Here is a 16,308-nt window from a genome sequence, read left to right as displayed (position 1 = left end):
CTATAAATTAGGCCTGTGTACGCCAGTAGTCGTAATAAATATGGTCTACTTGAAAATCGATATTGCTTGCGTCACCGGTGAGTTTCCAGCCGAGGTGGAAAGCAAAATCGAAAGCAACGCCAAGGCCTTTTCCACTGAGCAGATTGCCATCTTCGACGATCTTTTCATCCACGTAGATGCCGTCTTTAACATCCTGATGCAGATCGCCCGAGCACGTATAGCGGCGGCCATTGAGGAGATTATTTCCTCCTAAAACGCGTGCGGCGGCAGAGCAAATTGGGCAGATCCATTTTCCTGCGGCGTCGTGGCGGCGGATAAATTCAACAACCAGTGGATTGGCAGCTAGATTGACGGTTCCTTCAGGCCCGCCGGGGATAACGACGGCGTCAAAGGTTTCATCCATGCTGCGTTCGAGAAGTACATCGGCAAACATGCGAATGTTGTGATAGCTGGTGAGCTCCAACATATCCTGACAGGCCAACGTGGTGACGTGGATGTCCAGACGACGCAGAACGTCGATGGTCATGATCGCTTCCGCTTCTTCAAACCCTTTCGCCAGTAGTACAGCGACTTTCTTAGACATGGTATCTCCTGCAGATAAGGTGACGGCTATTTATGCAGCAAAGGGTACCAAACTTGTGTTGATTAAAATAAAACGTTGTTTTATTTATGAAGAGCGTATCGCGAAACTGGGATTTTCCACTTAGCACGTGAGGTTTTTCAGGGTATAATCGCCGACTCTTCAGATCTCCCAATGGAAGATCATCGTCCCCGGTGGGGCGGCTGGACTTCAAATCCAGTTGGGGCCGCCAGCGGTCCCGGGCAGGTTCGACTCCTGTGATCTTCCGCCAATTTGCCTCCCCTGAACTCCATCCTCGTCAAAAATAGCATTAATAGTCCCTCAGTATATAACGGCAATTTGTACTGCTATGCGGCATACTCTCAGCGTTGATAATCCCCCAATAAGGATCGCTGATGATGCACAAGCTGGAACCGTTATTTGATTATCAGGGTGTTTTACCCGAATGCCCGACGTGGGACGCGCAAACCCAAACGCTTTATTGGACTGATATTCTGCAGAAAGAGATCCATAGCTATCAGCCAACAACAGGTCAGCATCAGAAACTTAATTTTCCTGAGGAAATAGGCTGCTTTGCGCTGCGTGAGCAAGGCGGGTTTATTGTTGCGATGCGTTCGGGAATTTATCTTACCGATAGCCATGGCGCAGTGACGCACAAAGTATGTGATAACCCGAATAACCCAGCACTGGCGCGGTTTAACGACGGCGGTACCGATCAGCAAGGCCGTTTTTACGCTGGAACCTATTGGGCTCCGCGTGATTACAACGGTGCTTTGCTCTGTCGTGTTGATGCCGAGCTGAAAGCAACGGTTCTGCAATGTGACATTCTTGGCGCCAACGGCTTGGCGTTTTCCGCTGATAACCGTTGGATGTATACCAGCGACACGCCTAACCACGTTATTTACCGTACTCCATTGGATGAGCTGGGCAATCCGGGGCTGCGTGAGGTGTGGAAAACTTTTCCTCGCGGCAATGGGCGACCAGACGGAGCGGCGATGGATAGCGAAGGCTGCTACTGGAGTGCGCTGTTTGATGGCTATCGCATCGCCCGTTTTTCTCCTAACGGCGAGCTGCTTGAAGAGCATAGGCTGCCGGTTCGCTGTCCGACAATGGTCTGCTTCGGTGGTTCTGATATGAAGACGTTGTTTGTGACCACGACGCGTGAAAATATGGCTGATGAAGAGATTCGCGAACGTCCGCTTTCCGGTGCGCTTTTTACTTTAAAAACCGAGGTTGCAGGTCTCATTAAGCCCAGATTTAAACAGAATTCCCCCTCTTCGCTTTGAGCCGACACGGGCTCCAAGCACTTTCTTTCGTAGGGTTATGCCTACAGCGCATAACCCTAATCTTATTTATTTCCGCGAATTATTTACCCAGAATGTGAAAAGGGTCATAGCAAGTGGTCAAGGAGAGACGATTTTTGTTAGTTCTGAATTACCCCACTCTAAAGCGATGTCGTATACTCGATTCAAACAGGGACAACTCGTCATTTTTGTTGATTGGCAGTAGATGAGTTCTCACCGGTTAGAACGCAGATGGTGTCAGGTCTGCAATCTATAGAGGATATGAGGGTTTCATAATGGAAAAGAAAGTCATCTATTTATTTTGTTCCGCCGGAATGTCCACCTCTCTGCTGGTTTCTAAAATGAAGGTTCAAGCAGAGAAATATGAAGTACCGGTCATTATCGAAGCATTCCCTGAAACACTGGCTGGCGAGAAGGGCGGCGTGGCGGATCTGGTTCTGCTTGGTCCACAAATTGCGTACATGCAGCCAGAGATCCAAAAGTTATTACCAGGAAAGCCCGTTGAAGTGATTGATTCTGTTATGTACGGCAAAATTGATGGGTTAGGTGTATTGAAAGCTGCGGTTGCAGCGATCAAGAAAGCAGCAGCAAGTCAGTAATTTTTATTTTTGTCATTTTTTATTTTAATTCTTATTAAGAATTTTTAAGTCAAAGAGAAATCCAGTCAAAGAGCGAATTTCATATTCTGGCCGCCGAATGGCGGCATTAAAGGAAAATACCAATGAGTAAAACCATTGATTCACTTGAAAAGATACTTCTTCCTTTTGCCGTCAAAATTGGTAAACAGCCTCACATTAACGCTATTAAAAATGGCTTTATTAAGTTAATGCCGCTGACCCTTGCGGGGGCCATGTTTGTTTTAATTAATAACGTATTTCTAAGCTTTGGCGACGGCTCATTTTTTTATTCCCTCGGTATTCGTTTAGATGCTTCAACCATTGAAACACTCAACGGATTAAAAGTTATTGGCGGCAACGTTTATAACGGTACGCTGGGGATAATGTCGCTGATGGCGCCCTTCTTTATTGGGATGGCATTAGCCGAAGAGCGTAAAGTTGATTCGCTTTCAGCCGGTTTATTATCCGTTGCGGCGTTTATGACCGTAACACCTTACAGCGTGGGTGAAGCCTATGCGGTAGGTGCGAACTGGCTGGGTGGCTCGAATATTATTTCCGGTATGATTATCGGGTTGGTGGTTGCCGAAATGTTTGCGTTTATTATTCGCAGAAATTGGGTTATTACCTTGCCAGATAGCGTGCCTTCTTCTGTTTCTCGCTCATTTTCTGCATTAATTCCAGGCTTTATTATCCTGTCTATCTTCGGGATTATTTCTTGGCTGCTGGGATTATATGGCAACAACTTCCACCAGATTATTATGGATTCCATCTCCAAGCCGCTGGCGTCGATGGGCAGCGTAGTGGGCTGGGCTTACGTTATTTTTAACTCCCTGTTGTGGTTCTTTGGTGTGCACGGTTCTTTGGCGCTGACGGCGTTAGACAACGGCATCATGACGCCTTGGGCACTGGAAAACATCGACCTGTACAAACAATACGGTTCTGTCGAAGCGGCGATTGCAGCGGGTAAAACCTTCCACTTCTGGGCTAAACCAATGCTCGACTCCTACATTCTGTTAGGGGGGTCTGGGGCCACGTTGGGTCTGATTATTGCTATCTTCATCGGTTCACGCCGTGCAGATCACCGTCAAGTGGCTAAGCTGGCGCTGCCGTCAGGCATCTTCCAGATTAACGAGCCAATCTTGTTTGGTTTGCCAATTATCATGAACCCAGTGATGTTTATCCCGTTCGTACTGATTCAGCCGATTCTGGCAGCCATCACGCTGGCGGCGTACAGCATGGGCATCATTCCTCCGGTGACGAACCTTGCACCGTGGACCATGCCTACCGGACTGGGCGCATTCTTTAACAGTAACGGCAGCATTGCTGCGCTGTTAGTCGCTTTGTTCAACTTGTGTGTCTCAACGCTGGTTTATATGCCTTTCGTTATCTTGTCTAACAAAGCGCAGGCGATAATTGAAGAAGAAGAAAGCGAAGAAGATATTGCGAACGCATTGAAATTCTAATCTTACCGTTGGCGGGGAGAACATTTCCCCCGCCGCTAACGGCCCCGTTATGGAGTGATAAAATGTTTGATTTAGAGAACATTGTTGGTACCGAAGAGGAATTGCAGGATCTGGAAGAAGTGGTGATGGGCCTCATTATCAATTCTGGACAGGCTCGCAGCTTGGCCTATGGCGCACTGAAAAAGGCCAAAGAAGGTGACTTCGAACAGGCCAAAGCGTTGATGAATCAGTCTCGCTTATCGCTCAATGAAGCGCATCTGGTGCAAACCAAGCTGATTGAAGGCGATCAGGGTGAAGGAAAAACCAAAGTCAGTTTGATTCTGGTTCATGCGCAAGATCACCTGATGACATCAATGCTGGCTCGTGAACTGATTGCAGAACTGATTGAGGTTCATGAGAAAATAAAATAACGTAGAGAATTATTATGCAGCCATCGGTACTGAGCATGGAAATTAAGACTGCACGTGAAAATCAGCTTTTCGACGGTCAGAATTTTCACATGTTTATCTACAACAAAGTAGAGAGCATTTCAGGGCTGCATGAGCATGATTACTACGAATTTACGGTGGTGCTGACCGGGCGATATTACCAAAATATCAATGGGAAAAAGGTATTGTTAGAACGTGGTGACTTTGTCTTTATCCCATTAGGGTCGAACCACCAAAGTTTTTATGAATTCGGTGCGACGAGAATATTAAACGTCGGAATTAGTAAAGCGTTTTTCGAGCAACATTATTTATTTTTGTTGCCTAATCGATTTGTGGCATCACAGGTTTATCAGATAAAAACCGAGTTCCTAACGTATATAGAGTCCGTTATTTCTTCTCTTAATTTTAGGAACGGCGAATTTAATGAGTTTCTTGAAGTGGTGACGTTTTATATCGTAAATCGTTTACGTCATCACAGAGAAACCGAAGTTATCGCTGATGTGCCTGATTGGCTTAAGAACGCGGTAGAAAAAATGCATGACAAGGTGATGTTTGGCGATAAGGCCTTGGCAAATATGGTGGAGCTATCTGGAAAATCGCAAGAGTATCTGACTCGAGCGACTCAGCGCCACTACGGAAAAACGCCAATGCAGATCATTAATGAGATACGCATTGATTTTGCTAAAAAACAGCTGGAAATAACCAATTACTCGGTTGCGGATATTGCATTTGATTCCGGCTACAGCAGCCCGAGCATGTTTATTAAAAACTTTAAAAAACTGACATCGTTTACACCGAAGAATTATAGAAAGAAGTTGTGCAGTATTAACTAACCTATGTGTGAATGAATGTGGACTGTTGTTTATAAGACAGTCTTCAATCATTCACATATACCCTAATAACGATAATGACAGAAAAAACTTTGGTTTTTTAAACGCGCGCCTGTGATTTGATGTGTGATGGGTATATCTCACTTAATTTAATATGAAGTGCAATGATATTGTACGGGAGTTCCTATGAGTAAAAAGCTGAAAGTCGTTACTATCGGTGGCGGAAGTAGTTATACCCCAGAATTACTTGAAGGTTTTATTAAACGTTACAATGAATTGCCGATTACCGAATTATGGCTGGTTGATGTTGAGGCCGGTAAAGAGAAACAGGATATTATTTTTGACCTCTGCCAGCGTATGGTCGAGCGCGCAGGCGTGCCGATTGTTATGCATAAAACGCTGGATCGCCGTGAAGCATTGGTAGATGCCGATTTTGTTACCACACAATTGCGTGTTGGCCAGCTTAAAGCGCGTGAGTTGGATGAGCGAATTCCACTGAGCCACGGCTATCTTGGCCAAGAAACCAACGGTGCAGGCGGTCTATTCAAAGGGCTGCGCACGATCCCGGTTATTTTTGACATCATTAAAGATGTGGAAGAAATCTGCCCGAACGCGTGGGTAATTAACTTTACTAACCCAGCGGGTATGGTCACAGAAGCCGTATTCCGCCATACCAAATTCAAGAAATTCATTGGTGTCTGTAACATCCCCGTTGGCATGAAAATGTTTATTCAGGATGTGCTGAAACTGACACCACAGGATGATTTGTCGATCGACCTCTTTGGCCTGAACCATATGGTCTTTATCAAAGACGTCATCGTTAACGGAGAATCTCGCTTTGCAGAGCTGCTTGATGGCGTAGCCTCCGGCACGTTAACCGCCGGTTCGGTAAAAAATATCTTCGATTTGCCGTTTAGCGAAGGCCTTATCCGTTCTCTTAAGCTGCTGCCGTGTTCTTATCTGCTGTACTACTTCAAGCAGAAAGAAATGCTGGCGATCGAAATGGGCGAATTCTACAAAGGCGGCGCGCGTGCAAGCGTGGTGCAAAAAGTCGAGAAGCAGCTTTTTGATCTGTATAAAAATCCTGAATTGAACGTAAAACCAAAAGAGCTGGAGCTGCGCGGTGGGGCTTATTATTCCGATGCGGCCTGCGAAGTGATCAGCGCGATTTATAACGACAAGCAGACTGAGCAATACGTTAACTTCCCGCACAATGGTCATATTGATAACATTCCGGCAGATTGGACCGTTGAAATGACCTGTACTATTGGACGCGATGGCGCCACGCCGCATCCACGTTTGACGCACTTTGATGACAAAGTGTTAGGGTTGATTCACACCATCAAAGGCTTTGAAATTGCCGCTAGTGCTGCCGCAATAAGCGGTGAGCTGAATGATGTGCTGTTGGCGATGAACCTGAGCCCGCTGATTCATTCTGATAAAGATGCAGAGGTTCTAGCACGTGAAATGTTGTTGGCACATGAAGCGTTACTGCCTAACTTTGCCAAAACTATCGCGGCACTAAAATAACCCACCGCCTTCCCTGTAAAGGGAAGGCGTTTCGCTGAGGGGATTATGGAAAAATTATTGATAGTGAACGCTGATGATTTTGGGCTTTGTAAAGCCCAAAACTACGGCATTATCGAGGCGTTCAAAAACGGCGTAGTGACGTCTACCACGGCACTGGTTAACTCAGCAAGCGTCGAGCATGCAGCTGCTCTGAGCGCTGAAAACCCTGGGCTAGCGGTTGGAATGCACTTTGCTTTGACGCTAGGACGCCCGCTGTCGCCGATGCCAAATTTGGCGCGCAATGGAGAATTGGGCAAATGGATCTGGGAAATGGCAGAACAGGGAACTCTGCCGTTAGATGAAATTGAACAAGAGCTAAAGTGCCAATTCGAACACTTTGTTGACGTTTTTGGTAGGCTGCCGACTCATATCGATAGCCATCACCACGTGCACATGTTCCCGCAGATTTTCCCTATAGTGGCGGCTTTTGCGAAAGAAAAGGGCGTGGGTTTGCGCATCGACCGTGATGAAGTTCGCAAAGGCGAACTGGAATTGCACGGCGCACAAAGTACACAGGGCTTCGACAGCCGCTTTTATGGTGAGTCTATTACCGAAGCACTGTTTCTGAGCACGCTAGATAGTGCCATAGAACGTGGTGATAGCTCTTTGGAGATTATGTGCCATCCGGCGTTTATTGATAACACACTGCTGACCAGCAAATATTGCTACCCGCGCCTGGCCGAACTGGATGTGTTGACATCCGATTCGCTAAAAAAAGCGATTGCGGAGCGGGGATTCAGGTTGGGATCGTTTCAAGATTTATTCTAGTCATTTACTCTCTATTACATCCGTAGGCGGGAAGCTATTTTCCCGCTCTCTCATCTCCATTCCTGAAATATAAATACTATCCAAACAAAATACGTTTTATGCAGGGCATCTTTTGCTTAATTATCCATCACTACTTACACTGGTAAAAAATAACCAGGTGATAGCCAATGCATTTAAATATTTTGCTTTCAGCAGCGTCATTGCTCATTTGTTCGGTTGGGATGTTATTTTCCCCCCAGCTCGCTTTAGCATGCACTCGTGCGGTATATCAGGGTGAAGATAAGCTAGTGATGACTGGCCGCACAATGGATTGGAAAGAAGATTTGCATTCCGATCTGTGGATCTTTCCGCGTGGAATGGCGCGTAACGGCAATGCTGGCGCTCATTCTGTGGAATGGGTGTCAAAGTATGGCAGCGTGACGACGGCGGCCTACAACATTGCTACGACCGATGGAATGAATGAAAAAGGATTGGTCGCCAATATGCTGTGGCTGGCAGAGTCGCAGTATCCTAAACCTTCTAAAGATAAGCCGAGCCTTTCGCTGGCCGCATGGGCTCAGTATGCGTTGGATAATTTCGCCACGGTGGATGAAGCGGTGAAAGAATTACAGTCTGAGCCATTTGTGGTGGTTACGGGTGATGTTCCCGGCCAACCGCGCTTGGCGACCATTCATTTAGCGTTGTCTGATGCCAGCGGTGATAGTGCTATTTTTGAATATATCGATGGAAAACTGGTTATCCACCATAGCCCCGAATATCAAGTCTTAACCAACTCACCAACCTACGATCAGCAACTGGCCATTGATAAATATTGGGAAGGGATTGGCGGTAATATTATGCTGCCTGGCACCAATCGTGCGGCAGATCGCTTCGTTCGTGCCAAATATTACATTAATGCAATTCCTAAGTATCACGAAGCACGTCTTGCCCTTGCGAGCGTAGTGAGCGTTATGCGTTCAGTGTCGGTGCCCTTTGGTATCACCTCACAGGCAGAGCCTAATATTTCCTCAACCCGCTGGCGTACCATTTCCGATCAAAAAAATAAGCTCTACTATTTTGAATCAGCCGTTGGGATGAGTACGTTTTGGGTTGATTTAAAACAGGCCGATCTTTCTGCTGAGTCTCCGGTGCGAAAACTATCGTTGGGTGTAAACCAAATGGCTGATTTTAATGGTGAAGTTTCCCACGCTTTTGAGCCAGCCAAACCCTTTGAATTTTTAGCAGCCGTTGTGGATTAAGGTTAAAAATAATGGAGCATATAAAAGAGATTATCATTTATTTGTCTGAAACCTTGCAGACATTTTTAGAGCTTATCTCTGTTTTATGTGTATTTATTGGGCTTGTGAGAACGCTGTGGACGGTTATTCCTAATTTTAATAACCAGTCAATTTTCCACATTATGAGAACGCGTTTTGGTAGCTGGTTAGCCTTGGCGTTAGAGTTTCAATTAGCAGCAGATATTTTGGCGACGACAATAAATCCGAGCCTTGATGAATTACTCAAGTTAGCGATTATTGCGGTTATTCGTACCTTCTTGAACTATTTTTTGTCGAGAGAGCTAACGGCAGAAAATAAGTGAAAGGAATTTAATGATTTATTGGATAATAAATAAGGACGGTTTATGTTAGAGAATTATTTCCCAGATCATGTTTCAAGTGAGCAGAAACAGCGCACTATCGCAGTTAACGCAGCGCTTGAGCTGATTAAAGTCACTTTGGCGGATAGCAATGATGGAAACAGCGTTAGCCACCAACTCCAAGCGGCAGAGAAACACATCGAATCTCTAGCCGATGCTATCCAGAAAGCCTTGAAGATCTAGTTAAGATTTATTTATGGGCGGCACGAACCGCGCTGCCCATATTGAGTTTGGCTGCAAGCTGATTAACTCCCCGCAACATCAGCCAATGCTTTGTGGATCACTTCTGAAAGCTCGGCAACGTCGAATTTTGCAACGTAGCCATTAGCCCCAACTTTACGTACATGGTCTTCGTTTGCGCTGCCTGATAGCGATGAGTGGATAACCACGGGGATCTGTTTCAGCGTGGCTTCGTTCTTAATATTCCGCGTTAGGGTGAAACCATCCATTTCAGGCATTTCGATATCGGTTAATACCAATCCAATTCGATCGGTTATTGATTGGCCTGCGGCTTTGGCTTCGGCGGCAATAGACTGAATATTCTCCCAAGCTTCTAGGCCGGTGGTATGCATCTGCGTAGGAATTCCCATGCCTTTTAGACCTTGCTCCAGCATCGAACGGGCGACCTTCGAATCTTCAGCCACAATCGCAATGGCACCGGGTTTCAAGGCAAAACTTTTCTCTTTAATCGCTGCCACATCGACGTTACGGCCAGAGGGGATAATGTCGTAAAGAATTTGCTCAACATCGAGCACCAGCGCCAGATCTTTATTGCCATTTTCATCTTCCATACTGGCAATGCTGGTGATATTACGGCTGCTGACACCGGCTTCAGCGGTATGAACTTGGCTCCAATCTAGGCGAATAATATTATCGACGGCCTCAACAGCAAAAGCCTGCGTGCTACGCGCATACTCGGTGATCAGAAGTAGATTGAGACCCGTTTGAGGCGTACAGCCAAGCGCAGCCGGAAGGTCGATAACCGGCATAATCTGATCGCGGATATTCACCACCCCCAATAGTGGCGAAACCATACCCGCCGCGCGATTGATTTTTTGCATGGGCACAATTTCGCGCAGCTTGAAAACGTTGATCCCGTAAAGCTCTGATTTGCTGTCGTGTTGGCTTGCTCCTAACCGAAACAGTAACAGCTCGAACTTGTTGGATAAGGCTAGGTTAGCCCTTTCATCGATATCTTTCTGAAAACTATCCATCTAAACCTCAATTGTTAATCGGCAGGTGTTGGGAATAAACAATGCTGGCCACAACACGAAGTGAATGCGTTATAAAGGTTATCGGCAAAGATGAGGAAAAATAGAGAGTGGGTAGGAAAATGATTTGTCAGCCGTGTTTTTATATTTCGGTATTAGGCCGTTTAAAAAAGAAAATTGCTTATATTAGAAATTATTAAATAGGGCCAAGCTCGATATTTCTATTCGCTTAGCCCTAGGGGCCCGATTTTTACAGCCGCATTCCACCTGAAACTTCAATGCGTTGTGCATTGATCCAATGATTATCGTCAGAGAGGAATGAAGCTAGCATTTTACCAATATCGTCTGGCAAGCCTGGTCTGCCAAGCGCAGTCATGTTTGAAACGACTTGGTTTATTTCTGGATTATCGCGAACGACGCCGCCGCTAAAATCGGTTTGAATGGCGCCTGGCGCGACACTATTCACCGAAATATTGCGCTTACCGAGATCGTGAGCTAGATAACGAGTGAAAACCTCAACGGCGCCTTTAACGGTGGCGTAGGCCACGCTATTTGGGTTCACAAAGCGAGTCACACCAGAAGAAATATTGACGATTTGGCCACCGTCTTTCATCAGTGGCAACAGTTTCTGGGTGAGGAAAAATACGCCTTTGAAGTTCACCTGAAATTGTAAATCTAATTCTTCTTCAGTCACTTGCATAAATGGCGTGTGGTTGGAAATACCTGCGTTATTAACGAGATAATTAAACTTATCAGTATTGAGTTCTCGCAGAGCTTCTTGCACTTGTGCAGCAAAATCATCAAATCCGGCGATGTTAGCCGTATCAAGATACAGGGCGATGGCTTTTGCCCCCGCTTTCTCTGCTTCTTTCACCACTTCAGCCGCTTCTTGCTGGCCTGATTTATACGTAAAGATTGAATGAATGCCGCGTTGGGCGAGATTGATTACGGTACTGCGGCCAAGGCCTCGGCTTCCACCGGTGATAACTGCAACTTTGATATTCTGATTCATGATAAAAACGCCTCGTTGGTTTGATAAGTTAATGATAGGCGCAGAAGGAGATAGTGGCGTGCTTGTTATGCGCGTATTATTGCCAGATCGTCTTTTTCGTAATGAACCCGAATATGAACGAAGAGCTGCTATCTCTGCTAGCAAAGCATACATTTTCAAGCCATGAACAAACCCCGTTTTTAACGTTATTGCCCGGCGTGACGTTGGTTCGAGCGAGTAATGGGCGATATCCTCGCCACATTTTGCATCGGCCTGCGCTGTGTTTGGTACTGCAAGGCGTTAAGCGCACGGTTTTTGGCGAGATTCCTTTTGATTACGCGGCCGGTCAGGCATTGATTGTGACAACGGCAATGCCAGGTGTTAGCCGAATACTGAAAGCAGATGCGTTGCGGCCTTATTTAGGCGTCATTATTGAATTCGATATAGCCGTGGTACGCGATGTTTTTATGCAGCTCTCGCATCGATTTCCACAGCAAAAGACTGCTCCGCATGCGGCATTTGTGATAGATATCGATGCCCAACTTTCTCGCTGTTTGTTACGTGGCCTAAGGTTGCTTGATAGTCCTGAAGCGATCCCCGTTCTTTATGCTGGATTTATGCAGGAGCTATGCTATTGGCTACTCACGGGACCTAACGGTGCTGATGTTGCACGCATTGTTACGCGTGATACTCACTCAATGGGAGTCGCAGGGGCGCTAGATTTGCTCAGAGAGAAGTACAAAGAGCCGTTGAGTCTTGAGTCTCTGGCGAAAGCGGCAAACCTTAGCCGCTCTGCTTTTCACCGTAAATTTAAAGAGTTAATTGGGATGAGCCCCTTAGAGTATCAAAAGCAACTGCGTTTGCTGGAGGCTCGCCAACTGCTTTTGTCACGCAAAGGCACCGCTGAGGCCATTGCTTTTCAAGTGGGTTATAACAGCCCCAATCAGTTCAGCCGTGAATATTCGCGCATGTTTGGTTTATCACCGCGTAAAGACGCGCTGTTGTTAAGCTAATGCTTGGATTATTTTTCTAATAAATAGAGGGGTATATGAAGAAGCTAGGGCTGGATTTTTACTCTCAAGCTCCTCTTGCGGTAGCCCAACAGCTGATCGGCTGTTATTTGGTCCGTGAGCAGGAAGAAGGGCAGATTATTGGGCGGATAAATGAAGTGGAAGCCTATGACAGCGCGATAGATAAAGCGAGCCACGCCTATGGGGGCAAGCGAACTGTCAGAAATGAGCCGCTCTTTCAGGCTGGCGGCATAGCTCACGTTTACTTTATCTACGGCATGCATAACTGCCTTAACGTAGTCACGGGGCAGGCTGACGATGCAACGGCGGTTTTAGTTCGGGGTATCGAAATTGTCCAAGGTATTGAGTTGGCTGCGCGTAACCGCTATGCCAAGCCTTTAGCTGAGCTAACAAAACCACAGGTAAAAAATTTATCTAACGGCCCAGGCAAACTTTGCCGCGCCCTTGCCGTTGATAGGACGTTTGATTACGAGCCCCTATTGGGCGATCGGCTTTATATTTGTGAACAGATTGATGCGCATAAAAAGCAGGTGGAGAAAATTATCGCGAGTAAGCGGATTGGGATTGATTATGCAGAGGAAGCCGTTGATTTCCTTTGGCGTTTCACTGATGAATAAATAGCAAAATAATACTTAACATTATAAAAAATAAAGAAATCTAATCTACAATAACCAGTGAATGGTCCATTGCGCTAATGAGTTGCCGCAGTAGCTGGATTTCATTGCCTGACCACCATCCCATCACGTTGCCGATCAGCAAGGCATCTCGTAAATCATTGGTCGTTCTGACCTCAAATTTATAGTCATGTTTGAGATCCCAGTGATTATCAAAGACTGGGCATGTCAGATTGGCCGGTAAATCATAGGCATGCGCGATGACATAGCGCTGATTGCATTTTGTTTTCAAGTAAATTTGCTCGTTATATGAGCAGATTTCAAACGGAAAGTGGATATCCGTGATCGAGCTTATTATATCTAGCGTGATATTAACTATTTGCATTTTTGGGTACCGAAAAACAAAGGCAGTTCTTTTATATTTATAGACACAGATATAAATAAAAGAGAACGATCTTGATCACAGATTAAATAAACCTTAGCTGTTGATAGAATGGCATCTATCGCTAATTAATATGCTAAGTGATTTATTAAAGGGTGAAAATTAAATCTTTATTTAGAAACTTAACAATTAATCTACCTATTATCATCTTGATAATCGGGTGTCGAACTACGCATCTGCAACATTAGTAACAATCCATTAATATCACTTAAATTATATTTGTAAGAATACAAAAATATTTTTTTCTTTAAATCTTCATATAATAATTAAAATGGAAATACTGTTCATAATTTGAAAATCAGAAAATAAATAATGAATTAAATTATCGCGACGCCAATCACATTCAAGTCTGAAATATTTCATCATACTGCAGGCGTCAAATAATCTGTGGGATGAGAAAATGAAGATATATAATAATCTACCTGTGACGCTTAACGACATAATTGAGGCTCAACAAAGGATAAAAGGTCACGTCTATAAAACAGGCATGCCTAAGTCTAACTACCTCAGTGAACGTTGTAACGGCACCATCCATCTAAAATTTGAGAATATGCAACGCACCGGTTCTTTTAAAATTCGCGGTGCTTTTAATAAGTTAGCTTCATTATCCAGAGAAGAACGCGAGCAGGGTGTGATTGCCTGTTCTGCGGGTAACCACGCGCAGGGCGTTTCCCTGTCTTGTGCCATGCTGGGAATTGACAGCAAAGTTGTTATGCCTTGTACTGCACCAAGCTCTAAAGTTGCCGCAACAGCCGATTATTCTGCTGAAGTTATTCTGCACGGAAATAGCTTTAATGACACCATCTCAAAAGCCCATGAATTAATTGAGTTGGAAAATAGAATCTTTATTCCTCCTTACGACGATGAAAAAGTGATTGCAGGTCAGGGGACTATCGGTTTAGAAATCCTTGAAGATCTGTATGACGTGGATAACGTTATTGTCCCTATCGGTGGTGGGGGATTAATTTCCGGTATCGCTATCGCGCTAAAATCAATTAACCCAACAATCAATATCATAGGTGTTCAAGCGGTCAACGTTCACGGAATGGCTAAATCTTTCCATGAAGGACAATTTTTATCTCACCGCACAACAGGTACAATTGCGGACGGTTGCGACGTGTCGACGCCAGGTAAACTGACATATGAGATTGTCAAAGAGCTGGTAACCGACATTGTGGTAGTCACTGAAGAAGAAATTAAGCGCGGCATGATTGATCTTATCCAACGAAACAAGATCGTGACTGAAGGCGCTGGAGCATTGGCATCTGCGGCCATATTAAGCGGTAAGCTCAAGGGCTATATCGAAAATAAAAAGACCGTTAGCCTTATTTCCGGTGGGAATATTGATTTATCCAGAATATCAGAGATAACGGGACTGAATCACGTTCACTAATAACTATGCAAACACCCGACAGGGTATAGACCCTAGCTGAGGTTACAGTGATGTAGCCTCAAAAAAGGGCAAATCCGTGAGGAATTACAGTATGACGACAGACAGCGTTACCTATTCGAATCAGGGAACTATGTGGCGGAAATCGGACACCACATGGACTCTTGGATTATTTGGCACCGCCATCGGCGCAGGGGTTCTGTTCTTCCCTATCCGTGCAGGCTTTGGCGGTTTGATCCCTATCCTGATCATGCTTGTGCTGGCCTACCCAATTGCCTTTTTATGTCACCGCGCATTAGCGCGCCTGTGCCTGTCTGGTAGCAATATCACTGGCAACATTACCGACACGGTTGAAGAGCACTTTGGTAAAACAGGCGGGGTCATTATTACCTTCCTGTACTTCTTCGCGATTTGTCCTCTGTTATGGATTTATGGTGTCACCATCACCAACACCTTCATGACATTCTGGGAAAACCAGCTGCAGTTAATGCCGTTGAACCGTGGCCTTGTTGCTCTGGTTCTGTTAATGGCCATGGCTTTCATCATCTTCTTCGGAAAGAATTTGATGGTGAAGGTAATGAGTTTCCTGGTGTTCCCATTCATCGCCAGCTTGGTTCTGATTTCCCTGTCGCTGATCCCTTACTGGAACGCGTCTGTATTTGAACAAGTTAGCACTAGCAGCATCTCTCTGCTGGGTCACGACGGTATTCTGGTTAACGTCTGGCTGGGTATCGCCATCATGGTGTTCTCCTTTAACTTCTCGCCTATCGTTTCCTCTTTCGTTGAATCAAAACGTGAAGAATACGAGCCTGAATTTGGCAAGCAGTTCACCGAAGACCGCTGCTCTAAAATCATCTCTCGCGCCAGTATGCTGATGGTTGCTGTGGTCATGTTCTTTGCCTTCAGCTGCCTGTTTACGCTGTCTCCAGCGATGATGGCCGACGCTAAAGCGCAAAACATTCCGGTTCTTTCTTATCTGGCAAACCACTTCTCAAGCATGGCCGGTGGTAAATCTACCTTCTCAACCGTACTGGAATATGGCGCGTCACTGATTGCTCTGGTCGCTATCTTCAAATCGTTCTTCGGTCACTATCTGGGAACGTTGGAAGGGATGAATGGCCTGATTGTTAAGTTCGCTTGTAAAGGCGACAAGAAGAAGTATTCAACCGGCAAACTGAACCTGATCAGCATGTTCTTCATCATGGGCTCTACTTGGGTAGTGGCTTATGTTAACCCGAACATCCTTGACCTGATTGAAGCCATGGGTGCGCCTATCATTGCCTCCCTGCTGTGTCTGCTACCGATGTATGCGGTTCGCAAAGTGCCAGCGCTGGCGAAATATAAAGGCAAGCCAGAAAACTACTTTGTTACCATCGTTGGCCTGCTGACTATTCTGAATATTTTCTACAAACTTATTTAATCTAAATTTTAAAG

The 16,308-nt window shown here is 45.4% G+C and carries 18 protein-coding genes and 1 tRNA gene; 15 read left to right on the top strand and 4 right to left on the bottom strand.

Annotated elements, in window-relative coordinates; translation table 11 throughout:
• Window positions 1–7 precede the first annotated feature (7 nt).
• The gene (locus CPY98_RS20075) at window positions 8–583 is read right to left on the bottom strand and encodes a DJ-1/PfpI family protein (RefSeq protein WP_043489784.1); all 576 of its coding nucleotides are present in this window, start codon (window positions 581–583) and stop codon (window positions 8–10) included.
• A gap of 173 nt (window positions 584–756) precedes the next feature.
• Between CPY98_RS20075 and CPY98_RS20070 the strand changes: the two genes are divergently transcribed.
• The 11 genes from CPY98_RS20070 (at window position 757) to CPY98_RS20020 (ending at window position 9,378) form a co-directional block, all read left to right on the top strand.
• Window positions 757–851 (top strand) — tRNA-Sec (locus CPY98_RS20070).
• Between the two features lie 127 nt (window positions 852–978).
• Complete coding sequence (locus CPY98_RS20065) at window positions 979–1,866, top strand: SMP-30/gluconolactonase/LRE family protein (RefSeq protein WP_096388790.1); 888 nt, start codon at window positions 979–981, stop codon at window positions 1,864–1,866.
• Window positions 1,867–2,159: 293 nt separating this feature from the next.
• Window positions 2,160–2,483, top strand: a complete 324-nt coding sequence (locus CPY98_RS20060; RefSeq protein WP_025799598.1) for a PTS sugar transporter subunit IIB — start codon at window positions 2,160–2,162, stop codon at window positions 2,481–2,483.
• Between the two features lie 122 nt (window positions 2,484–2,605).
• A complete protein-coding gene (gene chbC, locus CPY98_RS20055) occupies window positions 2,606–3,964 on the top strand; it encodes a PTS N,N'-diacetylchitobiose transporter subunit IIC (protein WP_046360018.1) in 1,359 nt (452 codons plus the stop codon).
• Window positions 3,965–4,026: 62 nt separating this feature from the next.
• A complete protein-coding gene (chbA, locus tag CPY98_RS20050; protein WP_096388659.1) occupies window positions 4,027–4,374 on the top strand; it encodes a PTS N,N'-diacetylchitobiose transporter subunit IIA in 348 nt (115 codons plus the stop codon).
• A gap of 14 nt (window positions 4,375–4,388) precedes the next feature.
• Window positions 4,389–5,225: a transcriptional regulator ChbR gene (chbR, locus tag CPY98_RS20045; protein ID WP_025799591.1), complete on the top strand. Its 837-nt coding sequence runs from the start codon at window positions 4,389–4,391 to the stop codon at window positions 5,223–5,225.
• A gap of 183 nt (window positions 5,226–5,408) precedes the next feature.
• On the top strand, window positions 5,409–6,752 hold the full coding sequence (locus CPY98_RS20040) for a 6-phospho-beta-glucosidase (RefSeq protein WP_046448885.1): 1,344 nt from the start codon (window positions 5,409–5,411) through the stop codon (window positions 6,750–6,752).
• A gap of 45 nt (window positions 6,753–6,797) precedes the next feature.
• Window positions 6,798–7,559, top strand: a complete 762-nt coding sequence (chbG, locus tag CPY98_RS20035; protein WP_046448884.1) for a chitin disaccharide deacetylase — start codon at window positions 6,798–6,800, stop codon at window positions 7,557–7,559.
• A gap of 167 nt (window positions 7,560–7,726) precedes the next feature.
• Complete coding sequence (locus tag CPY98_RS20030) at window positions 7,727–8,797, top strand: linear amide C-N hydrolase (RefSeq protein WP_043489738.1); 1,071 nt, start codon at window positions 7,727–7,729, stop codon at window positions 8,795–8,797.
• Window positions 8,798–8,808: 11 nt separating this feature from the next.
• Window positions 8,809–9,138, top strand: a complete 330-nt coding sequence (locus CPY98_RS20025; RefSeq protein WP_038502556.1) for a DUF1622 domain-containing protein — start codon at window positions 8,809–8,811, stop codon at window positions 9,136–9,138.
• Between the two features lie 42 nt (window positions 9,139–9,180).
• Window positions 9,181–9,378, top strand: coding sequence for a hypothetical protein (locus CPY98_RS20020; protein ID WP_025799586.1), 198 nt, complete (start codon window positions 9,181–9,183; stop codon window positions 9,376–9,378).
• Window positions 9,379–9,440: 62 nt separating this feature from the next.
• Here the strand turns inward: CPY98_RS20020 and CPY98_RS20015 are convergent, their stop codons facing one another.
• Window positions 9,441–10,409, bottom strand: a complete 969-nt coding sequence (locus CPY98_RS20015) for a chemotaxis protein (RefSeq protein ID WP_025799585.1) — start codon at window positions 10,407–10,409, stop codon at window positions 9,441–9,443.
• Window positions 10,410–10,656: 247 nt separating this feature from the next.
• A complete protein-coding gene (locus tag CPY98_RS20010) occupies window positions 10,657–11,418 on the bottom strand; it encodes an SDR family NAD(P)-dependent oxidoreductase (RefSeq protein WP_043489734.1) in 762 nt (253 codons plus the stop codon).
• Window positions 11,419–11,531: 113 nt separating this feature from the next.
• Here CPY98_RS20010 and CPY98_RS20005 point away from each other — a divergent pair, with 113 nt between their 5' ends.
• Window positions 11,532–12,410: an AraC family transcriptional regulator gene (locus tag CPY98_RS20005; RefSeq protein ID WP_096388658.1), complete on the top strand. Its 879-nt coding sequence runs from the start codon at window positions 11,532–11,534 to the stop codon at window positions 12,408–12,410.
• 35 nt (window positions 12,411–12,445) lie between these two features.
• Window positions 12,446–13,045: a DNA-3-methyladenine glycosylase gene (locus CPY98_RS20000; RefSeq protein WP_096388657.1), complete on the top strand. Its 600-nt coding sequence runs from the start codon at window positions 12,446–12,448 to the stop codon at window positions 13,043–13,045.
• A 40-nt stretch (window positions 13,046–13,085) separates the two neighbouring features.
• Here CPY98_RS20000 and CPY98_RS19995 read toward each other — a convergent pair whose 3' ends face one another.
• On the bottom strand, window positions 13,086–13,334 hold the full coding sequence (locus CPY98_RS19995; RefSeq protein WP_130993085.1) for a hypothetical protein: 249 nt from the start codon (window positions 13,332–13,334) through the stop codon (window positions 13,086–13,088).
• A 550-nt stretch (window positions 13,335–13,884) separates the two neighbouring features.
• Here CPY98_RS19995 and tdcB point away from each other — a divergent pair.
• Entirely contained in the window at window positions 13,885–14,877 is a 993-nt protein-coding gene (tdcB, locus tag CPY98_RS19990) for a bifunctional threonine ammonia-lyase/L-serine ammonia-lyase TdcB (RefSeq protein WP_040044415.1), read from the top strand.
• A gap of 91 nt (window positions 14,878–14,968) precedes the next feature.
• Entirely contained in the window at window positions 14,969–16,294 is a 1,326-nt protein-coding gene (gene tdcC / locus CPY98_RS19985) for a threonine/serine transporter TdcC (RefSeq protein WP_040044416.1), read from the top strand.
• Window positions 16,295–16,308: the final 14 nt, after the last annotated feature.

The sequence above is a fragment of the Hafnia sp. CBA7124 genome (assembly GCF_002355555.1).
In the GTDB taxonomy this organism is placed as follows: domain Bacteria; phylum Pseudomonadota; class Gammaproteobacteria; order Enterobacterales; family Enterobacteriaceae; genus Hafnia; species Hafnia alvei.
The sequence above is the reverse complement of the archived record's forward strand: the minus strand, read 5'-3'. Positions and strand labels throughout refer to the sequence as shown.

What these genes read in the sequence shown, in the direction of transcription:
- CPY98_RS20075 (WP_043489784.1), bottom strand. Translation starts at nt 583, where the DNA reads ATGTCTAAGAAAGTCGCTGTACTACTGGCGAAAGGGTTTGAAGAAGCG.
- CPY98_RS20065 (WP_096388790.1), top strand. Translation starts at nt 979, where the DNA reads ATGCACAAGCTGGAACCGTTATTTGATTATCAGGGTGTTTTACCCGAA.
- CPY98_RS20060 (WP_025799598.1), top strand. Translation starts at nt 2,160, where the DNA reads ATGGAAAAGAAAGTCATCTATTTATTTTGTTCCGCCGGAATGTCCACC.
- chbC (WP_046360018.1), top strand. Translation starts at nt 2,606, where the DNA reads ATGAGTAAAACCATTGATTCACTTGAAAAGATACTTCTTCCTTTTGCC.
- chbA (WP_096388659.1), top strand. Translation starts at nt 4,027, where the DNA reads ATGTTTGATTTAGAGAACATTGTTGGTACCGAAGAGGAATTGCAGGAT.
- chbR (WP_025799591.1), top strand. Translation starts at nt 4,389, where the DNA reads ATGCAGCCATCGGTACTGAGCATGGAAATTAAGACTGCACGTGAAAAT.
- CPY98_RS20040 (WP_046448885.1), top strand. Translation starts at nt 5,409, where the DNA reads ATGAGTAAAAAGCTGAAAGTCGTTACTATCGGTGGCGGAAGTAGTTAT.
- chbG (WP_046448884.1), top strand. Translation starts at nt 6,798, where the DNA reads ATGGAAAAATTATTGATAGTGAACGCTGATGATTTTGGGCTTTGTAAA.
- CPY98_RS20030 (WP_043489738.1), top strand. Translation starts at nt 7,727, where the DNA reads ATGCATTTAAATATTTTGCTTTCAGCAGCGTCATTGCTCATTTGTTCG.
- CPY98_RS20025 (WP_038502556.1), top strand. Translation starts at nt 8,809, where the DNA reads ATGGAGCATATAAAAGAGATTATCATTTATTTGTCTGAAACCTTGCAG.
- CPY98_RS20020 (WP_025799586.1), top strand. Translation starts at nt 9,181, where the DNA reads ATGTTAGAGAATTATTTCCCAGATCATGTTTCAAGTGAGCAGAAACAG.
- CPY98_RS20015 (WP_025799585.1), bottom strand. Translation starts at nt 10,409, where the DNA reads ATGGATAGTTTTCAGAAAGATATCGATGAAAGGGCTAACCTAGCCTTA.
- CPY98_RS20010 (WP_043489734.1), bottom strand. Translation starts at nt 11,418, where the DNA reads ATGAATCAGAATATCAAAGTTGCAGTTATCACCGGTGGAAGCCGAGGC.
- CPY98_RS20005 (WP_096388658.1), top strand. Translation starts at nt 11,532, where the DNA reads ATGAACGAAGAGCTGCTATCTCTGCTAGCAAAGCATACATTTTCAAGC.
- CPY98_RS20000 (WP_096388657.1), top strand. Translation starts at nt 12,446, where the DNA reads ATGAAGAAGCTAGGGCTGGATTTTTACTCTCAAGCTCCTCTTGCGGTA.
- tdcB (WP_040044415.1), top strand. Translation starts at nt 13,885, where the DNA reads ATGAAGATATATAATAATCTACCTGTGACGCTTAACGACATAATTGAG.
- tdcC (WP_040044416.1), top strand. Translation starts at nt 14,969, where the DNA reads ATGACGACAGACAGCGTTACCTATTCGAATCAGGGAACTATGTGGCGG.